Below are 20,380 nucleotides of genomic sequence, written 5' to 3'. Positions count from 1 at the left end.
ACAGACCCTATTTTAAAAACCGAGTTAATAGGGATGTAAATATGATATCTCCTCGGATTTACAAGATAAACGTGCAACGCTATAATTGAGATAAAAATAGTCAACAAGGTGGTTGATGATGGCATTGCATTCTCCAGAAAATCCTATTTCAAACCGTGAGGAGATAGGTGAAATTATCAAGAAGGCACGTAAAGGCAAGAAATGGAGTGCGGAATTTTTAGGGAAACTTTACGGAACGGCGATCAAAGGAAAGCCCGTTTCTTCTGATGCAATTTACCAGATAGAAAAGGGGGAAATACCACAAGATATGAAAAGACGTGCAGTTTTAGCAAGGCTTCTTGACATCCCACCCGCAGCGCTCGGGCTTTCTGGTTTGCAAGATGAGATGCTGATAAGCCCCACAAAGAAGGTTAACCTCAATGGAATTGAAAAATTGTTAATGGTTTACTGGGAACAAGGGGCAAAAGACCCTCACAAAGCGCTAAAAGATCTGTCTGGAAAGATAGAGTTGCTCCATCGCAATGTCTTGTACATGACCAGTCCACAAAAAGAGTATGCCAAAAAATTGTTATGTTCATGCCATATGAGAGTAGCTTATATCTGTGGTGAACTGGGGTATCACAATAAGGCGCTTGACCACCTCTCAAAAGTTGTTCGTCTGGCAAAAGATGAGGAGCTTGACGATCTGGAAACAATCGCATTGTATAGAAAGGGAGAATATCTTTTCGATAGACGTGACCTCAAACCTGCTTGCCAATACCTGGGAGCAGCATATAATAAGGCTCTTTCCACTCCTCTTCCTCCACACGTGATAGGCCGTATAATGGCTTTGTATGGGCTTGCCCAGGTCCGCATTGCTCGAACTCAGGAAGGCTACAAGCAGGGGAGAAAGTTTATTGATAAGAGTGAAATGCTTGTTCGAGAGGATCAAGGGCCACTGGAAACGGCGGCGCTTTACACTCTTGCTAATACCCGTAGCTTTTATCTACAAATGCAAGGGAAAGGAGCTATTGAAGCCCCGGTCAAAAATCTTCAGAATGCCCATCAGACGCTTGAAATAGCAGATGAGTTAGAGGAAGAAAAACATCCAGACAAGAAGCGATTTAATCAGTATGTCGTACTGAACTGTAATCTGTTAAGATCACAAGCCTTTTTCTCACAGGGCTATTATGAAGTAGCCACAGAGACAGCTAAAGAGGCTGTAAATAATATGTTTAATATGCGAACCTTCGTTCATCTCCCCACTATGAAGGTGTTGTATGAAAAGCTTAAAGAATCTTCTTATGGGAACAGCGAGGCCGTAGCTGAGTTAGGAGTTTTGATCCTCTTTAATGAACTTGTAGACATATTCTAGGAGACAAGGGAGTAGCAGAAAAACTACTCCCTCTATACTGGGCCTGATCGCGGAGAATGGGTGTCTCAGGTTGGCTCCTTCGCTATCTATACGTGTCCTCCATCGGGCTTTCTTTCTGCCATTCATCTATCAATATTCTGTAAGCGGTAAGATCACGAGGAGAGATCATGATCTTGCTGAGCTGGCAATAAACATTGTATATCTCTTTTATGGTGACGTTGCTGAGGGGAAAGTACACAAGCCGCAAGTCTTTCATCGGGGTTCTGCTTTCGGAAAGCCGGGTAGCTTCTTGCGGCAAATGAACAACGGATTTTCCTTCACCGGGGCATCCATCTAAGCGGCATCCCAGAAAGAGCAGGAATCGCTCTTCTAGCGGCTTTAGATCTTCCCTCAAGAATATCGTTCTTAACATGTTTGCCATGAGCCCCCCTTGAAATCAGCGTTGCAATGTTTCATGATGTATAGCAAGCAAGTGTTTATATGTCGGTCTACTGCAAATAGTATTGTAAATCAAGGACATGAGGATAATTCCAAAAACGGAATGTAATCAACCGGTTTTTTGGAATTTACAAAAAAAGAAAGCAACGCTATACTTATTACCGAATAAGACAACAAGGGGGTTGAAAAGTGTTGCTTTCTCAAGAAAGTTCCCTCTCTAATAAAGAGATAGGGAAAATAATAAGAGCTGCACGAATAGAAAAAGGTTGGAGTGTAGAAATAGTAGCTAAATTATATGGTGAAGCGTTACGTGGTAAGTCAGTTGACGTTAACACCATTTATTGCATCGAAGAAGGGATAGTACCAAAGGACATGAGAAGACGAGCGGTACTTGCGGAGATTCTTAATATACCTCCAATGTTGTTGGGTCTTGACCTCTCTGTGGGTGCATTGGATGAAACACCTCCTACCAATTCTAAAAAGATAAGCGCTAAGATCGTTGAAAAAGCTCTGCTATCATATTGGGAACAGGGACCGAAAGAGCCGCATCGGGCAATGAAGGATCTGGCGAACAAAATTCAAAGTCTTCACAATAATGTTTTGTACACATCATCACCAGAAAAAGAGAAAATGAAAAAGCTGCTGTGCGCTTGTCACATTCGACGGGCATATTTAGCTAACGAATTAGGGCTATCATCTGTTGCCTTAGACCATCTAGATAAAGCTATCCTTCTCGCTCGTGAAGAAGGTCTTAAAGACCTAGAAATCATCTCTTTGTACCGTAAGGGAGAGTTCTACTTTGATAAATGGGATTTAAAAAAGGGGACACCTCTTTTGCAAGCGGCTCTCGACGGAGCCAAAGCAGCAGCACTACCAACTTCTATTAAAGGACGTATACTAGTCATTTATGGTCTTGCTTGTGCAAGACAAGCAACTGGCCAGAAAGATGTACAGCACTCCATAAAAATGATAGAACAATCGGAACATTTTATAGATGGCGGGCGGCTTGAAAATGGCATTTATACATTAGAACACGATCGCTTCTTTCTGTTCCAAAATCTCGGAAAAGGTTTCGTTGAAACACCTAAACTGAAATCACCTCGTAACGCTATAGAGATTGCAGATGAGATGGAAAAGCTTTCTCATCCAAATCGGAAAAGATTTTATGCTTACGAAAGTCTCAACATGACGCTCATTAGGCTACAAGCCTATCAAGCGATGGGCTACCAAGAGATTGCTATAGAAATGGCACTTCAAGCTTTACAAGATATGAAAAAAATGCACTCGTTTGTGCATCTACCTGTACTTACCCGTACCTATGAGAACGCAAAAGAGACTCCCTACGGTCGTCATAGCGAAGAGGTGGCCGAATTAGGAGTGCAGCTTTTATTCTGCCAATATTCAGGATTGTTCAAAAAGTAGGAGAGAGCTTTTCCGGTAGGTGAAGTCCTGTATGCATATTGGCGTCGTTCAAAGCTTTCCAAAGCAGAACTTGCACGCCTGTATGGGGCCATCCGAAAGGTTTATCAGAGTGCTATTGAGTCCAGAGAATAAGGATAAGCCGAAAGATACAGAAAGACGGAAACTGCTTGCAGACATTTTAAGGATCTCTCCTGTGCTACTTGGTTTGCAGGTGGCAATGGTGGCGGATGCTGCATCGCCGCTCATCACGTATATCGACAGTCAAAGGCTGATGGCATATGAAGATGTTCTCTCTATGTCATGGTCACTGTATCGATTTGGCGATTTCCAGATTGCCACTCAAAAATCAGCGTTATGGGTCTGGCAACTGGAAAATATGGTGCGTGAGGCCTCTTCAAGCGTTGAGAAAGATCAAATAGCTACATTATTGTGCCAGTTCTATCAGGTGGCCGCTGCAAGCGCACGTGATAGGGGGTCATACCGCGACGCTGTAGCAGCAGCAAATCAAGCTGTAAAGCTCGCTGAACAACTGAACAATCCATCTCTACTAGCCTCATCGCTATACCACAGATTCCGCGTTTTCATCCAGTGGGATAAATATCCAAAGGCCACCAATGACGTTGAGCATGCCCACTCGTTTATACAGAGACTCCCTGATACGCTAAAGTGCTCACTCTATTCAGCAGCAGGTGAAGCATATACATATAGAGCTTTATATGAAAAAGACAAACAGGCCCAGGTAAAAAGCCTGCATATGTTTGATAAGGCTGCTGAATGGGGCCGTAAGCACAACAATGTCGAGGTTGGCAACGGTTTGTTTAGCGGGCTCTATAAGCCGCTAGTGGAGCGAGCCTACAGTCTGGCTGACTACGGGGAGATAAATGATGCCACTGAGTGCCTTGTCCTTGCCGAATCAAACATCAAACCGAACAACCTGTGTGGCTTGAAGGACTATTATCTCTCTCTTGCGAAGATCAGCATAGAGCAAGGGGACGTAGAGGCTGCAAGTGAAGCAGCTTTGAAATGTTTGGAACTGCACCATGACACGACCTCTAAAAGCAATGTGGGGTGGCTCCATCAAATATACAAGCAATGCCAGAAAATGGAGCCGAATAACAGAAAAGTGTTGAAGTTTGGCAATACTCTTTCTGCATATGTGGATCTCTAGGGGGCTTTTTAAGCCCCCGAACCCTGATCGCGGAGAATGGGTGTCTCAGGTTGGCTCTTTCGCTATCTATACGTGTCCTCCATTGGGCTTTCTTTCTGCCGCTTTTTGGTAAGATCACGAGAAGCGTTAGTCCGTTTCAAAGTGCCCGTCCCAGAATGACATAGGGCAGCGGATTGCCGGAAAAATAGAAATCGTGTAAGATGATTTGCCAGCCTCTCTTCTGATAGAAGCGCCGGGCAGGTAGGTTCTCGTGTTGCGTGGAGAGAATCGCGGTACGATGAGGGAGACCATAGAGAATCGTATCATGAAGCATTCCTCCTATTCCCTGCCTCTGAGCTGCGGGATCAACGCCGAATGTCACGATCTCATACCCGTTGCTAAACCATTGCTGATATTGTGCCTCGCTCAGGTATGGTGCTACCTGATCGTGCCACCAGAGCCCCTTCTTTGTGGTGTGGCCGTAGATAAAGCCGAGGAGTGTTCCCGTCTCCAGTGAACGTGCGATACAGAAGCGAAAATGCTCGTTCTTGCTATGGTGCACGATCTGGCGCGAGACGAAATGCTGTGCATCTGCCAGGCTCTCATTATGAGGCGGCAGCGAAAAGGCACGGTAATAGACCTGACGCAATTGCTCCTGAAAAGGGATGAGTTCAGCTTCTGTCGTCAATGTCACAATCTCGATAGACATAAGAATCCTTTCCTTTGTCTTCTAAGTTGTTCCATCTTTCCTCTTTCTATTGTAGATCATCTTTTGCGTTCGGTGGGCTTTCTCCTCGCGATGGTTACCGCTTTTCGATGGAAGGGGAAGAAAGGACAAATAACGATAGTTGTATAGGAGAAAGGATGCTGCATGAAGAGAGAGCAAACGTGTTATCAAGAGAGGCCTGCGGAGCGAAAAAAGCGCTCTGGCGTGACAGGAGAGGGCGTAGTGACACCATATGATGAGGTGCACTGATGGTTCATGCTCTATATCATGCTCGTTCTTCTGCCCGGCAGTTTGGCGGAAGTGAAAGCGATTATCTCCCGCTCCATCAATTTCTAGACCAGACAAAAGCATATGTCCCCGGGAGCCTGCATCGCCTGGTGTTGCATAACACATTTGGCATCCAGTTGTGCGAGGAGGTGTACGGTGTCGAATGGCAGCGCCCCTCCGATGGAAAATTAATCGCGACCCGCTTGCTTGTTCAGCAGCATATTAACGAGGATTTTGGCTTTGTGCCAACGCTCTCCGAGTGCTTTCAGGATCATCCGTTTTATCATGAGCAGCAGGTGCATCCCTATACGCCTGCTGAAGTTCAGGTGGCGCTGGCGCATACACTGAAAGGTGTGCCTGAAGATTATCGTGAGCTGGTGAACTGGTTCTATAAGCCTGTGGAGCTGTTGGAGAACCCACAATTCTTCTGTCTGCTCGGGAACAGTTTTGGCACCTTCCTGGCGGAGGCGCGCTTTGGTATCGCGCTGCAGCGGGCCTCTGATGGGAAAGAGTTGCCAACGCAAACGGTTGCTGAGTGGCTGGTGCGTCTCTCTCTGGGTTTTTTGCCAACCCTGACGTACTTCTTTCGGGGGATGCCGCTGCTCTCCTGGATGAGCCGCTGCATTTCCCTTGATATCGAGGAATAGGGAGCGTGCAACCAGAACATGTATCGCTGGTTGCACGCAACGTACTCAGGGGACAAGGCGTGTCAGGTCGCGTGGGAATGTGGCTGCCAGTTTCACATTTTGCAGGCCGAGTAACTGCATCAGCAGGCGCTCTGAGCCGATTGCGAAGCCTCCATGTGGAGGCATTCCATAGCGGAAAGCCTCAAGGTAATGCTCGAACGGTTCCAGCGGGAGCCCGGCCTTCTGTAGGGCCGTCAGATAATCCTCATAGCGGTGCAAACGCTGTCCGCCTGTGACCAGTTCTGTGCCGCGGAAGAGCAGGTCAAAGGAGTTAGAGAACTCCGGGTGCTGTGGATCGGCATGCGTGTAAAATGGCCGCTTGCGCATTGGATAGCCTGTCACTGCCAGGAAGTCGCTGCCGAACTCCTCTTTGGCCCAGGCTCCTAGCCACTGCTCATCCTGTGGGGAAAGATCTGGCTCACCGCGAACGTCCACTTTGTGCAGTTTGTAAATGAGTTCCTGCGCGTCACTGAAGTGAATATGGGGGAACTGTTCCGGGATGGCCGGAACCTCAGCCCGAAGGAGTTCCAGTTCTGCGGCGCACTGTTCTTTCAGCGTGGTCAGGATGCCTGCAAGTACAACACGCAACATTTCCAGCACCGTAAAGTGGTCCTCGATAAAGCCGAACTCGACATCCAGACTCACATATTCATTGAGGTGACGGGTTGAGTCATGTGGTTCCGCACGAAAGACCGGGCCAACCTCAAAGACACGCTCAAAGACGCCTACCATGATCTGCTTGTAGAACTGAGGGCTTTGCGCCAGGTAGGCAGGCCTGCCGAAGTAGTCAAGCTTGAAGACGTTTGCACCGCTCTCCGTTGCCGAGGCGGTAATTTTCGGCGTCTGGATCTCGGTAAAGCCCTGTTGCAGGAGCGTCTGCCGAAAACCATACAGCATGGCCGAGCTGAGCTTAAAGATCGCTCGGCGCTGTGGATGGCGATTGGTCAGAACGGCATGGTCGAGGAGAGTCGGAATGCTGGCCTTGAGATTGCGCTTGCTCAAGGTGACGGGGAGAACCTCTTGAATCGGGCTGAGCACCTCTATATGCAGGTCGTGTAATTCCGCGCCTCCGGGGGCCTGAGGCATCGCTTCGATGCGGCCTTCGACCGTAATGATACTCTCTACTCCGGCGTTTGCCTGTTCCAATGGGGCGATCTCCTGCGGCGTCTCTGCTACCGCTTGCGCGGTCCCCCAGCCATCGCGAATAACCAGAAAGTTAATCCCGCCAAGTTGACGAAGCGAGTGCAGCCAGCCCTGAACTCGGACTCGCTCCCCAATATGTTCCTTCATTGCGGTTGTACGTGTGCGTTTCATGGAAAACCACCTTTCAGTCTTTGTCGGAGGAGAAACGAGGGGAATACACCTGTCCTCCGCACGTTGTGACGTCAGGTGTATTCCTGTCAATCGTGAGCGTTATCGTCGTCATCTGAATCCATACGCGCTCCCTTGCAAACAAAAAGCCCTCGATCCTCTCAGGAGGACGAGGGCTGAAATTGCAATGCCTTCTCGTGGTGCCACCACCAATTTGCCATAATAACTTATGGCCTCAGTCGGTTCTCTCTGTACAAAGGGAACCGTTGCGCGCTAACGGGCGCGACCCGAAGACAGCTAGTATGGTTTCTGGCCGGTTCACTGCCTGGCTCCAGGGTGTCATTGAGTGGGCCCACAGCCGCGCTTTCACCAATGTGCGCCTGCTCTCTGCGTGTTGGGCGGACTACTCAATCTGTCCCTTTCACAGCTTTTTCTGCTCTTTGCAATGATTATCATGACTATAGCATATCTTTTTGGGAGTCGTCAAGCGATATGTGCTGCTCGCTCTGAAGGGTTGCCTCGATCGGCTCCATTGTGGCGGGTACCTTTTCTTTCCGCAATGCCGCGATGAAGAATGGAATAATCGGGCTTAACAGCGCCCCTGTTGTCAAGAGAGCCGCACGAATGCCAAAGCGTTCACCGATATAGCCGACGCCAGGGCCTCCAGCAATCTGCCCGATCGCGTCAACCTGGCCGGCAGTCGAGAAAACGGTTGCCCGGACTCTGGATTCGCTATTTTGCGCGATCCAGGTCATATAGAGCGGGCGGCTTGTTCCGCGCAGCAGCTCAACACTCCAGAACGCAAGCAAGGCCAGATAGAAGTGGCTGGCCAGGCTAAAACAGAAGATGCCCCCGATAACGCCCAGGTTCAGCACAAACAAGGTGCGCCCGACCAGATGCGACTGTGTGATATCGATGCGCCTCCTGATAATCTCCGTTATGATGATAGAGAGGATCAGGCTTCCCGCGTTGATAATACCCATCCAGATTACCGAGGAAAAGTAGGGGAACTGGAAGTTGTTGACAAAATGGGCAGTCTGCAAGCGATCGAAGCCCTCACTACTCAACCCCAGGAAGAAGGTAACGCCAAGAATGCCAAGCAGTACCGGACTGCGACGAACAGCCTTGCTCCCTTCGCTCAACTGGCGACCCATTGAGTGCCAGGTGTTTCGCTCCGCTTTTGGCGTTGGCTGAAAGTGCTTTTCTGGCATCACCCAGAGCAGTGTAAGGCTGAGAAGAAGCCAGATAAGCCCGCCCACCACTACCGGCAGATTCAGACGAATTGAGCCAAGCCAGACGCTGAACGGAATGCCAATGAGTGAGGCAAGCTGGCCGAGCTGTGCGCCTCGAGTGAAGATGCGGCCGGCCTGGGCCTCGCCGATTTCGTCGGTAATCCAGGCTTCCTGGGCTCCATCAATACAGGTGGCTCCAATTCCCCAGAGCACCTGTGCAAACAGGATTGTTTCAAAGCGTGGTATCAGTCCCTCGAGCAGAAACGCACAGGCGGTCAGGAGATAACCAAGAATTACCGAGAGGCGGCGGCTATACAGGTCGGCAATGATGCCGGTTGGAACCTGACTGAGAAAGCACACGGTTTCAAGGGAGGTGCCGACAAGCACCAGTTGGAGGGGATTCAATTTGACCATCTCGACCTGATAGAGCATGTTCATGGTAAAGACGGTGGTCTGTGCAAATGCTCCGATTGAGACAATAAGTAAGTATACAGGTAATGCGGGCAAATTGAAGCGCTGTAAGGACATAAAGCGAGTATCCTTTTTCTTGATAACATGTCAGAACACAGAATAAAATGCGTGTGGACAGCGCAGCATATAAAAGGTGTGAGGTATAATGAGGTGAAAAAAGTGCGGGGATTCGGTGAAGAAGAGGCCTTCAGAAAAGGTTCATGAAGTTAATGCAGAAGAGAAAATAGAGAGCTTTTCTCACTCTGATGGCTGGAATAGAACGCGCCTCTTCTTCAGCGAATCCCCCCCTCTGCCACGCTATGAATAGAGGTGTATTGAGGCATGTCTGTTGATGCTCCTTTTCCATGAGGTATGTGGGCGAAGCGTTCACACGCCCAATAGAACCAGTATATAGAACTATGGAGAGAAAATCAAGCCCGAAGGAAGAGCCGTGACCGACCTTCGCTCGCGTTCGTCGGGAAGTGTAGAGAGATGTTCATTTATGAAAAAGAGGGCAGGTCTATGGCGATGTTGAGTGTGAGCGCTGTTATTTCTAGAAGAGGGGCGTGTGCTACTGATGCAGCGCGAAGATCTCCGGTGTTGGAGTTTGCCAGGAGGCATGGTTGAACCGGGAGAGGTGGCATCCGAGGCGGCCAGAAGAGAAGTTTTTGAGGAAACGGGAATCAACGTTCACCTGACACAGTTGGTCGGGGTGTATGCAACGCCTCATTTTGATAGGGGGCATAAAATGCTCTTCGCGGGCTATCCGTCAGGAGGGACCTTGCAGCCCTGCCCAATAGAGGCGCTGGACGCAGGCTATTTCTTGCCGCAACGGCTTCCAGAAACGTTATTGTGGTGGCATCGGTATATGATCGAGGATATGCTAAAGGGAGTGACCGGAACGTTCCAGATACTCAATGTGCGCTGGCCACCTGAGTACCCATCTCGTGCTGAGGCATTCGCTGCTCTTCGGGAGGATGCAGGGCTCTATGTGACCTTCCAGAAACACTTCTGTACGGGGAATGAGGACGATAGAGAGATCATGTGGTGAGGGAGAGCCGGAAGGCTGTAGCGGTGATGCTACAGGCCTGCCGGACGATTGTATGACATTCCCGGAACCTGCTGCGGATAGAAGGCGGCAGGTTGCTGTATATGCACTGACTGCTGGTTTGGTGAGGCGTTGTCCGTCGGGACCTTTCCGCGCAGTTTGAAAGAGACAAACACGAAGAATGCCAGCATCAGAAGGGCCAGAGTGGCATAGACAAAGATCATAACGGGAAGCTCGGCTGTTCCAATCGTGAGTGTGTTTGCGAAGAACGGAATGGTCTCAAGCAGTGTTGAACCGTTCCATAGGCCGTGCTGGAAGATCGCATATGCGATGCAGAGGATACCAAGTAGGATATGGTTGTACTTCCCCGTTTCCTTCGGATGGAAGAGATAATACACGCCTAGCGACACCATTGCTGCGCCGAAGCCATGTAATAGCCCGGCGGCACTGCGGAGCAGCGCAATTTGTAGCCAGTCATTATAGCCCTGGCTGATATACATGGTTGTCTCTACCAGATTGAAGCCGATGCCACCGGCCAGACCTATGATAAACGCTTCCCCGGCACTGCGTATCCGCCCGAGCATGACAAAGGTTCCGATTGGTTTGACCAGCTCCTCAACTACCGGGGCAACCACTGCCAGAGAGATGAACAGGTAGAAGAGCTTTCCCGGATCTGTTGGGAGTTTATCCTGTGAGAGAATATCTGAACCGATGCCAATTTGCAGCATGAAGATATAGCCCACCACCATTTCTAAAATCATCGCAAGAAGGATGGAGAGCGTTGCGCCGCTGGTCAGGGACAGGGTAAAGCGTCGCCATGTCGTGGGCCAGAGTGCTCGCCTCGGATAGTGAATAATGCGCGTGCCCAGGGCCAGAAAACCCAGGGCCGGCAGGAGCGCTGCCAGGATAATGAGAGTCATCGCGACTGGAAGGCCAGGAAACTCAGTCTGTGTGGAGGCAATCGCGAAGGCAATCCCGATGACAATCCCGTATAGCACGAAAAAGATCCAGAACCAGGGGAGTTGAAAGTTTGCCGACCGCTTCTTGAAGAGCGCCCGTAGGCTGTGATATGAGCTGAAGAGTCCACCACCCAGACCAGCAATACTCAACGTGATGAGCAGGGCTGTGCTGGCAAACTCCTGGTCTGGTGTTAATTCCCGACTGTATTGTGCAGCGCGGATAATCAGGGGCAAGAGTAACAGACAGATAAGGCCGCCAAGAAAACTCAAAAGCGAACAAACCAGCGCAAGAATGCCTACAATAAGCTGATAGAGCCGTTGCCCATCGCGTCTGGGTTGCAGCATGTATGGCGCATAGGGATAGTTCGGTACCGAATAGGAATAGTTCGGGTACGGTGGCTGATAGGGAATATGCTGAAAAGGCGGAGGTGAGCCAAAATGTTCGCTCGCTCCCGGCGTGGTTGGTGGTTCTTGCCCATCGGCTGCCGTAGGTTTGTCATTATTCAAGTAGCCGGTGATATGCTCTTTAAAGATAGGCTCTTCGATATATCCTACATCTGCTGTACGAGGAAACGAAAAAGGCTGTATACGTTCCCTATCCTGAACATGTTCCTGATGAGAGGGCGTAGAGGCAGATGCGTCGGAATGATTTGGCGTGTTGGGGTCTGTGATGGGACCCTGGCGTTCAGAATCCACGGTTTTTTCTCAACCTTCTCCTAAGTACTCAGCGGATATCGTATCCTGTTATCATCTGGTTTTCAACCCGCAGCGGTCTCTCACCCTGCTGTAAAACGCAACCTCGCGGTAGCGGTCAGAAGATGTGCCGGTGATTGTCAACAACCCGGGATTGTGTGTTCCATGAGTGTGAGCGAAGCTACCTTTGAAAGGTTCCATTCCCAAAACAGGTTTATTATCCTGCACTAGAAATACTACGTTGCAGTTTGTAGAAAGGTTTCTATCTACTATAACGCCTGGAAGGCAAATTCGTAGTCCGCAGAGGTGGTTTCGGGTAGAACCTGGGGACTTCTTCGCTATGCGTGCGTTATCGTAGAAAATTGTGCCACAGAAATTGAAGGATGTCGCACACCCTCTTGAGTGCGTGTGGCAGGGGTCCAATATGCGAGCTATTGGACCCCTGTGCTTTGCCCGGTATGCCAGCCCTAGTTCAGGACCTTGACCTCGATCGAGCCGGCGCCGAGCGTCTCTTCCAGCTTGTGATGAAGTTCTTCAGAGTACTGCATGGTGTTATTGGTGGGTGTCAGGCGTGCCTGCCATTCCCCATTGCAGACCAGAATCTCGTACTGATCGCGTCCAGGACGCTCCGTAATGTAGCGGTGCGCATCCTGCACTTTCAGAATATCGTTTGAAACCGAAAGGGTATCGGAGCCGCTGACATGAATCGTGAGCCAGACCTGATAGAGCTTGCGGTTCATGGCCTCTTCCGCTGTTTTGAGCGGTTCAACACTATCACAGAGAATGCCCGGTTCATCGCGGCGCACCTGCACAGTGCCTTTCACCAGCACAACGGTATCTTCAACCCACATCTCTTTGGTTTCTTCATAGGTGCGCGGGAACACGGTAACGCCGATCGTACCAAACATATCTTCAATCTGGACCACGCACATCTCATCGCCTTTTTTCGTAGTGATCCGCCGCGCTTCTTTAATCAGGCCACCGATGGTAACCTTACGCCCGTCAAGCTCCTCCGCGATCTGTCCGATGGAGTGGGTCGTGCGTTCGGAGAGAATATCGCTGAGGTATGCCAGCGGGTGACGCGAGATATAGAGGCCGAGCAGTTCTTTTTCCCATTCAAGCAGTTGCTTGCGCGGGATCTCCTCCGCATCGGTTGTCAGCGTGAACTCAAGCGAGGTGCCGACCTCTTCCAGATCACCGAACAGGCTCATCAGGCCGCGCTCTTTGGCGGCTCGCTCGCTCTTGCCGAATTGCATCGCGCGCTCAACCGAGGCAAGGAGCACATGGCGCTGATTGGGAGCCAGCGAGTCCAGCGCACCGACTTTGATGAGTGCCTCAATCACGCTTTTGCCCACGAATTTGGGATCGGTGCGGGTACACAAATCGGCCAGCGAGGAGAACGGGCCTCCTTCCTGCCGGGCACGGAGAATCTCGCCAATCGGGCCTTCACCGATGCCCTTGATTGCCAGCAGGCCAAAGCGTACCCCTTTGCCCTCAACGGTAAAGCCGCGCTCGCTCTTGTTGATGTCGGGGCCGAAGACCTCAACGCCCATGCGCTTACACTCGGCGATGGCGTTCGCGATCTTCTTGGCATCTGCTGCCTCGGTCGTCATGGTGGCGGCCATAAACTCGGCGGTGTAGTTCGCCTTCAGGTAAGCTGTGTAGAAGGCGACGACGGCATAACTGGCGGCGTGCGCCTTGTTAAACCCGTAGCCACCGAACGGCAGAATCAGTTCAAAGAGCTTCTCCGCGATATCCGGCTTCACCCCGTTCTGGACACACCCTTGCAGGAAGTCGCTCTTGTAGCCTTCGACCTCGTCCATCTTCTTCTTACTGAGGGCTTTACGGAACTTGTTCACCTTGCCCCAGGAGAACCCGGCCAGGTTCACGGCGATCAGCAGCACCTGGTCCTGATAGACGATGATGCCGTAGGATTCTTCGAGCCATTCTTTCAGGCGGGGGTCCAGATACTCAACCTTTTTGCGACCGTGTTTAGCAGCAATAAAGTCGGGGATACTATCCATCGGGCCCGGGCGGTAGAGCGCGACCATCGCAGTGATATCCTCGATGCAGGTCGGTTTCAACTGTTTGATGTACTCGCGCATCTTCGCGCCTTCAAGCTGGAAGATACCAGTTGTCTCGCCTTCAGCGAGCAGATCAAACGCTTTCTTGCGCTTCTCATCAAGGACCGGATCGCCTGTCGGGTCCAGCGGGATCTTTTCCAGCACGAGGGTCTCGCCACGCGATTCCTTGATGTAGCGAAGCGTGTTATCCAGAATGGTCAGGTTGGAGAGGCCCAGGAAGTCAAACTTGATCAGGCCGAGTTCCTCAAGGTGCATCTGCTCGTACTGGGTAATCAGGCCCTTGCTCGGATCCTTGTAGTCACGGAGCTGGAGTGGAACGAACTTATCCAGAGCCTCATTGCCGATCACGACACCTGCCGCGTGAATACCGGTATTGCGGACCGAGCCTTCCAGCTCAAGCGCCTGATCGATCATCTCACGGGCCTCAGGACTGCGTTCATAGAGGTCGCTCAGATCTTTGACGCTTTCCAGCGAGCCCTTAAGCGTCACCTTCGGGCCGGTCGGGATCAGACGGGTGATACGGTCTCCCAGATCCTGGCGGCCAAGCGCGCGCGCCACATCTTTGACCGACTGCTTGGCAGCCATCGTGTTGAAGGTGACCATCTGTGCCACACATTCAGGGCCATACTTATTCGAGACATAGGCAATCACCTGATCGCGGCGGTCGTCCGGGAAGTCCATATCGATATCAGGCATGTCGTCGCGTTCCGGATTCAGGAAGCGCTCGAAGAGCAATTGATAGCGCAGGGGATCAACGTTGGTGATGCCAAGCACATAGGCAAGCAGGCTTCCCGCTGCCGAACCGCGAGCGGAACAGCGAATGCCGTGCGAGCGAGCATAGTTGACATAGTCCCACACCACGAGGAAGTAGGGGACAAAGCCCTTTTGCACGATCAGTTCAAACTCATAGTCAAGTTGCCGTTTGATCGGCTCGGTCAGCTCACCGAAACGCTCCTTAACGCCTTCAAGACAAAGCGCGTAGAGGAATTCACGGTCGGAACTGTACTGAGGTGGGACCTCTACCTTTGGCAGTTGGGCTTTGTAGGCGAGCGGGTTGACCTCGCATTGCTCTGCCAGCCGGACGGTATTGATCAGCGCGTCGGGAAGCTCCGGGAAGAGGCGTAGCATCTCTTCGGGGCTCTTTAAATAATATTCTTTACTGTCAAACTTAAAACGTTTGGGGGAGTCAAGCTGCTTGCCAGTTTGAATGCAGAGCAAGACATCATGCGTATGTGCGTCATTGGCGTTGATATAATGCAGATCATTGGTGGCGATCATCGGGATCTGGAGATCTTTGTGCATCTCATAGAGCAGATGGTTGACCTCGGTCTGTGGAGAGGCCTTTCCATCCCAGACCCCATGATGTTCCTGAATCTCCAGATAGAAGTTCTCTTTCCCAAAAACATCCTGATACCAGCGAGCCGTTTTATAGGCTTGCTCTTTCTGGCCTGCAAGCAGCATCTTGGGGATTTCGCCCGAGAGACAGGAGGACGTGACAATCAAGCCCTCGGCATATTTCTCAATCGTTTTCTTGTCGATACGAGGGCGGTGGTGATAGCCTTCGGTATTGGCAATAGTGGTCAATTTCAGCAGGTTGCGATAGCCGGTATTGTTTTTGGCAACCACAAGCAGATGGTGATAGTCATCACTGAAGCGCTTGGAGTGATCATACATATCTTCTGTGAGATAGGCTTCACATCCAAGAACGGGGTTGATTCCTCCCGCTTTACATGCCTTGTAGAACTCGATCGCTCCGTACATGGCGCCGTGATCGGTGATCGCCAGATGCTTCATGCCCAGATCTTTCGTCTGCTGAACCAGCTTCTTGATCCGGCTGAAGCCATCAAGGAGCGAGTACTCTGTATGGACATGTAAATGCGCGAAATCTATCCCCATACCTTGCCTCCTTTACAACGGACAAATAGAAATACATTTAGAACATATATTCAGGGTAGAAAACAAAGAGAATGCATCACTAATGCTTTTTTGACTGGCTGTCAGTATCATATCATATGCTCTGGCGTGCCGCGACGGGCTTTGGACTTTCGGATGAAAGAGAGCCGGGCTATACCCGGCTCTGCTTCTGCTGTAGCTTCTGAAGAATGAGCCTTCCCAGGAACGCCGCCCCGAGAAGTTGCCCATCAAGGATCAGGGTCAGTAAGAGCGCCTGGCCGCTGGAAATGCCGGCTGCCATGAAGGCGCTAATCAAGGCCAGCTCACGCACTCCCCAACCATTATAGGAGAGTGGAAGATGGTTCAGGAGTTCAGCCAGGGCAAGCGCCAGGCAACAGACTGCAAGTGGTAATTGGAGACCCAGGGCCAGTGCATAGGCCTGACAGTTCATCAAGACGATGAGCCATGAGAGCGTGCTATAGAGAAGGGCTTTGCCCAGGCGGTGGGGCTTCCGCAATGTCGCGTTAAGGATGCTGCCTGTGTTCATCAGGGTTACCATAAGCGGGTATTGCGACCAGGGACCGTATGCCAGTTCCGGGAATAGTTGCGCCAGCAGCAGGGCAACGCTGATCGCGGCTATCGTGCAGAGTGTCAGGACAATAAACCAGAGAATCAGAGGGGGGCTGAGGTACTGAGCACCGAAAAACAGCGAAGGAATGGTCAGAAGCAGCATGCTCAAAAAGCCGACCAGTTTATTACGTACGGCTGCATGCTGCGTGCCATGTAGATTTCGGGCAATCCTCCCGATATAGCGGGCCTTCAGCTCCTCACCTCTGAGGGCTCCACCCGGGTGAAGATAGAGAAAAAAGGTGCCAAGCAGGTAGAGCTTGATCAGATCTGCCATTTCAAAGTGAATACGCTCCATCAGCAATAAGCTGCGCCAGCGATAGGCCTGAATCAGTATTCCTGCAAGTGAGATAAGGCCACCCATCAGGAGCAGACTGCCCTGTATATGAGCCAATGCCTGAGGAAATGATGACCAGATGACACGAGTTATCAGGAAGAAACAGCCTGTAATGGTGAAACTCAGACGGACAAAGAGAAAGAGAACGGTTCGATGACGAAGAAGAGCGGCTTTGAGACACTCTGTCTGGTGTTGTACCAGAAGCGTCGTCTCAGGCTGAAGTGGGTCTGGTTCTTTGCCTGACAGGGGCTGTTGAAGCGGGGCGGAATGGTTCTGAGCGGGCAGGGAGAACTCAAATGCGCCAAAGTCTCGTAGCCGTTTATGTTGCGGTGATTGCATCTTAACATCTCCTATCCTTTCCACATCCACACATAGAAAAATGCAACATGTTTGCACATCGAAAAGATATGCACATCTCTTTGTTTGTATACCGCTATCTATCTCAACGCATTGTTGGACCTGCCGTAACATGCATGAATTTATTGACAGAGAAGTGCTTCCTTGACAAATGAAAAACATACAATGTAAACTTTTCTCATGCGATCAGTACTCGCTCAAACGACAAAGGGAGAGAATGGATATGGCCCGCCCAAAAGCCGGTGAAAAGACGCCTTTGAGCCGCCAGAGAATTCTGGATGCTGCCCTCTGCATCGTTGATCGTGATGGGCTGGAAGCGCTGTCCATGCGTAAAATAGGGGCTGAATTGCAGGTTGAAGCAATGTCGCTCTATCGATATGTGGCGAAGAAGGAAGCCGTGCTTGATGGGATCGTTGAACTGCTGCTACAGGAGCTTGAACTGCCTGCCTTGCCTCCCGATCAATGGGAAGAGTATTTATACCAGGTGGCGTACGAGTTTCGACAGATGTTACAACGCCATCCCGCGGTTTTGCCGATTGTCGCGACGCGACCAGTGAACACTGCTGGCAGTCTGGCCCCGATGGAGCATCTGCTATCGACTCTGCGCAAAGCGGGTTTTGCGCCCCTTGAGGCAGTCTATACCGTGAACAGCCTCGTTGGCTTTGTGATCGGTCATGCCTTTCTCGATTTTGGCACGCTTCAGGGTGTGGAACCGGGAACGTCAGATCTGAAGAATCTTGCGCTGGAAGACTTTCCAGCCGTCAAGGAAATGGCAACTGCACTGGAGGCCCGGCGCTCCGAAGATGAGTTTGAATATGGTTTACGGCGGCTGCTTGCTGGGACCAGACTGATGCAGAAGACAAAATAGGGAGCATCTGAGAATGCTCCCCGGGAAGTTCAGTCTGTTTTCTGTGGTTCCGGATCGATCTCGAACGTTTTGTACAGGAAGATCAACAGGTCACTGAACTCCTCGATCTGTTTAGAAAGTGGCTTGCCGTGCCCATGTCCCGCTTTGGGCTCAATACGCAACAGGATCGGCGCCTCGCCTGCATTGGCTGTCTGTAGTGCTGCCGCGAATTTTTTGGCGTGCGCCGGAACAACCCGATCATCGGTATCGGCGGTGAGAAGCAGGGTCGGTGGGTAGACGGTCTGTTCCCGGACGTTGTGCAGCGGAGAGTAGGCGTAGAGCGTCTTGAACTCCTGCTCGCTTGCCTCCGGGTTGCCATATTCTGGAATCCAGTAGCGCCCGACCGTGAACTTATGGAACCGCAGCATATCCGTGACCGGCACAGAGGCAAGAACCGCTCCATAGAGCTCGGGGCGCTGCGTCATGCAGGCGCTCACCAGCAGGCCGCCATTGCTGCCGCCATAGATTGCCAGACGTTTCGGATTGGTATAGTGCTGCTCAATCAGCCATTCAGCAGCGGCGATGAAGTCATCAAAGACGTTCTGCTTCCTATCCAGCATGCCCGCTCGATGCCACTCGTCCCCGTATTCAAAGCCGCCCCGGATATTCGCCAGCGCATAAACCCCGCCGCTCTCAAGCCAGGCAACCACCAGCGGTGAGTAGGATGGCATCATGTTGATCGCAAAGCCGCCATAGCCATAGAGTAACACAGGATTCTGACCATCAAGCACCAGCCCCTTCTTATGAGTCAGGAACATCGGGACACGGGTTCCGTCCTTTGAGGTATAGAAGATCTGCCGCGTTTCGTAGGGCTCTGCTTGAAAGCCGCTCTCGTCTGGAAACACGAGGGCAAGCGTGTGTGTGGTGAAATCATAGCGATAGATGGTCGGAGCCGCGAGGAACGAGGTAAAGCCGAAAAAGAGCTCGCTTTGCGTCCGTGTGCCTGCTATATCTAGAACAGTGCCGGGCATAGGTAGAGCAATCTCACGCTCAAAGGTGCCATCATGGCGATAGAGCGAAAGCGAGTTATGGGCATCCCGGGTATAGCACAGCACAAATTGATCGTTCACCATCAATGCATTGGTCAGCGTAGCCTCCTGTTCAGGAACAAGCTCACGCCAGTGCTCACGTTCTGGCTGTGTAATATCAATAGCGATGATCCGGTTGCGGGGGGCATTATATCCAGTCAGGAAGTAAAAGAGCGGGCCATCATTCCCCAGAAAAGTATAGGGAGCATCGTTGTCGTCCAGGAGCCGAATGAAATCACCGCCCGTGGTTTCGTCCCGATAATAGAAGCGCGAGCGAATGTCGGTGCCGTGGGTGACATGCAGCGTCAGGTAGCGTTGATCGTCGGTAAGCAAGGGGGCGAAGTGCAGCTCTTTGGCATCGGGCCGTTCATAGACAAGGATGTCATCGCTTTGGGGCGTGCCGAGCCGATGCCAGTACACCTTCATATTGGTTGATTGCTCATCTGAGGGAAGGCCGGTCGGGTCGGGATAGCGATTGTAGTAGAAGCCGCTTCCGTCGTCTTTCCAGGTGAGCGCGGGAGCTCGACACCAGCGCAGGGTTTCTTTGTACTCCTGCCCGCTCTCAAGCTGAAGGATGCGGATTTCCTGCCAGTCGCTGCCGTTTTGTGAGATTGCATAGGCAAGCAGCGAGCCGTCTTTATGAAAGAAGATGTTTTCCAGGGCGACCGTGCCATCACTGCTGAAGCGATTGGGATCAAGCACGACGGTCGCGGGACCGTCCAGGGCGGTACAGCGTTTCAGAACGGGCTGATTTTGCAACCCTGCAAGATGCGTGTAGAAATAGTGCTTCCCCTTTCGTTGTGGGACGCCATAACGAGGATAGTTCATCAGCGTTGTCAGACGCTGTTTGACGAAATCCCGTTTGGGGAAGCTGTCGAGAAAGGAACGGGTCAGAGCGTTTTGCGCCTCTGACCACACTTGCGTTTCCTGTGCGTTCGGATCTTCAAGCCAGCGATAGGGATCCTCAACAGAGATCGTGTGATAGATGTCAACGACCGTATCGCGTTTTGTGGGCGGATACTGCATTGATCCAACCTTTCTGTCCAAGAGCAAGCTAGTCAGAGACCCCCGTCTCAAGAACGGGGGCTTGTGTCTAGACTCCACCGCACCTCAGAGTACCGACGAAGGCGCTCTGCTTTGGCTTCTTTATCCGACACATCAGGGCACTCTGACAAGGTACCCGTACTCATCCAGTCTTGCCGGATGAGTACCGTTCGCATCGCAAGATTTCTCGCACCCACCAGATCGGCATGGAGCGTGTAGTGACATTTCTGACAGACAAACAAGAGCCCTTTGTTAGGACGGTTTGCATCGCAGGTATGCCCACACATCGGACACGCCTTGCTCGTGTTGTTGGCATCGACCGTGATCACCAGACTTCCCGACAATTGGGCTTTGTAGGCAATCATATGT

Annotated in this window: 15 protein-coding genes; 6 read left to right on the top strand and 9 right to left on the bottom strand. The window is 51.3% G+C overall.

Annotated elements, in window-relative coordinates:
• The first annotated feature begins 115 nt into the window (after positions 1–115).
• The gene (locus EI42_RS24585; protein ID WP_137686142.1) at positions 116–1,354 is read left to right on the top strand and encodes a helix-turn-helix domain-containing protein; all 1,239 of its coding nucleotides are present in this window, start codon (positions 116–118) and stop codon (positions 1,352–1,354) included.
• An 82-nt stretch (positions 1,355–1,436) separates the two neighbouring features.
• Here the strand turns inward: EI42_RS24585 and EI42_RS24580 are convergent, their stop codons facing one another.
• On the bottom strand, positions 1,437–1,775 hold the full coding sequence (locus EI42_RS24580) for a hypothetical protein (protein WP_111325295.1): 339 nt from the start codon (positions 1,773–1,775) through the stop codon (positions 1,437–1,439).
• Between the two features lie 206 nt (positions 1,776–1,981).
• On the opposite strand from EI42_RS24580, the gene EI42_RS24575 reads away from it, so the two are divergent.
• Positions 1,982–3,214, top strand: coding sequence for a helix-turn-helix domain-containing protein (locus EI42_RS24575; RefSeq protein WP_111325294.1), 1,233 nt, complete (start codon positions 1,982–1,984; stop codon positions 3,212–3,214).
• A gap of 31 nt (positions 3,215–3,245) precedes the next feature.
• Positions 3,246–4,382, top strand: coding sequence for a hypothetical protein (locus tag EI42_RS24570; RefSeq protein ID WP_111325293.1), 1,137 nt, complete (start codon positions 3,246–3,248; stop codon positions 4,380–4,382).
• A 136-nt stretch (positions 4,383–4,518) separates the two neighbouring features.
• Here EI42_RS24570 and EI42_RS24565 read toward each other — a convergent pair whose 3' ends face one another.
• Positions 4,519–5,070 carry a GNAT family N-acetyltransferase gene (locus EI42_RS24565; RefSeq protein WP_111325292.1) on the bottom strand — a complete coding sequence of 184 codons (552 nt, stop codon included), beginning with the start codon at positions 5,068–5,070 and terminating at the stop codon, positions 4,519–4,521.
• Positions 5,071–5,336: 266 nt separating this feature from the next.
• Here EI42_RS24565 and EI42_RS24560 point away from each other — a divergent pair, with 266 nt between their 5' ends.
• Complete coding sequence (locus EI42_RS24560) at positions 5,337–6,002, top strand: DUF6915 family protein (RefSeq protein ID WP_111325291.1); 666 nt, start codon at positions 5,337–5,339, stop codon at positions 6,000–6,002.
• A 45-nt stretch (positions 6,003–6,047) separates the two neighbouring features.
• Here EI42_RS24560 and aspS read toward each other — a convergent pair whose 3' ends face one another.
• Positions 6,048–7,355 (bottom strand): aspartate--tRNA(Asn) ligase, encoded by a 1,308-nt coding sequence (gene aspS, locus EI42_RS24555; RefSeq protein ID WP_111325290.1) that lies wholly within the window; start codon positions 7,353–7,355, stop codon positions 6,048–6,050.
• A gap of 455 nt (positions 7,356–7,810) precedes the next feature.
• Positions 7,811–9,112, bottom strand: coding sequence for an MFS transporter (locus tag EI42_RS24550; RefSeq protein WP_111325289.1), 1,302 nt, complete (start codon positions 9,110–9,112; stop codon positions 7,811–7,813).
• Positions 9,113–9,578: 466 nt separating this feature from the next.
• Between EI42_RS24550 and EI42_RS24545 the strand changes: the two genes are divergently transcribed.
• Positions 9,579–10,085 (top strand): NUDIX domain-containing protein, encoded by a 507-nt coding sequence (locus EI42_RS24545; protein ID WP_281278999.1) that lies wholly within the window; start codon positions 9,579–9,581, stop codon positions 10,083–10,085.
• 29 nt (positions 10,086–10,114) lie between these two features.
• Here the strand turns inward: EI42_RS24545 and EI42_RS24540 are convergent, their stop codons facing one another.
• The 3 genes from EI42_RS24540 to EI42_RS24530 form a co-directional block, all read right to left on the bottom strand.
• Positions 10,115–11,737, bottom strand: coding sequence for a PrsW family intramembrane metalloprotease (locus tag EI42_RS24540; RefSeq protein WP_111325287.1), 1,623 nt, complete (start codon positions 11,735–11,737; stop codon positions 10,115–10,117).
• A 464-nt stretch (positions 11,738–12,201) separates the two neighbouring features.
• Positions 12,202–15,714, bottom strand: a complete 3,513-nt coding sequence (locus EI42_RS24535; RefSeq protein ID WP_111325286.1) for a DNA polymerase III subunit alpha — start codon at positions 15,712–15,714, stop codon at positions 12,202–12,204.
• A gap of 169 nt (positions 15,715–15,883) precedes the next feature.
• A complete protein-coding gene (locus EI42_RS24530) occupies positions 15,884–17,014 on the bottom strand; it encodes a lysylphosphatidylglycerol synthase transmembrane domain-containing protein (protein WP_170142887.1) in 1,131 nt (376 codons plus the stop codon).
• A 241-nt stretch (positions 17,015–17,255) separates the two neighbouring features.
• Between EI42_RS24530 and EI42_RS24525 the strand changes: the two genes are divergently transcribed.
• Complete coding sequence (locus EI42_RS24525) at positions 17,256–17,900, top strand: TetR/AcrR family transcriptional regulator C-terminal domain-containing protein (protein WP_170142886.1); 645 nt, start codon at positions 17,256–17,258, stop codon at positions 17,898–17,900.
• 29 nt (positions 17,901–17,929) lie between these two features.
• Here EI42_RS24525 and EI42_RS24520 read toward each other — a convergent pair whose 3' ends face one another.
• The gene (locus EI42_RS24520; RefSeq protein ID WP_111325283.1) at positions 17,930–19,993 is read right to left on the bottom strand and encodes a prolyl oligopeptidase family serine peptidase; all 2,064 of its coding nucleotides are present in this window, start codon (positions 19,991–19,993) and stop codon (positions 17,930–17,932) included.
• 47 nt (positions 19,994–20,040) lie between these two features.
• The coding region (locus EI42_RS24515; RefSeq protein WP_146505420.1) for a zinc ribbon domain-containing protein at positions 20,041–20,380 on the bottom strand (340 nt) is incomplete at its 5' end.

Source organism: Thermosporothrix hazakensis (assembly GCF_003253565.1).
GTDB lineage: Bacteria > Chloroflexota > Ktedonobacteria > Ktedonobacterales > Ktedonobacteraceae > Thermosporothrix > Thermosporothrix hazakensis.
This window is presented reverse-complemented; position numbering and strand designations above follow the sequence as displayed.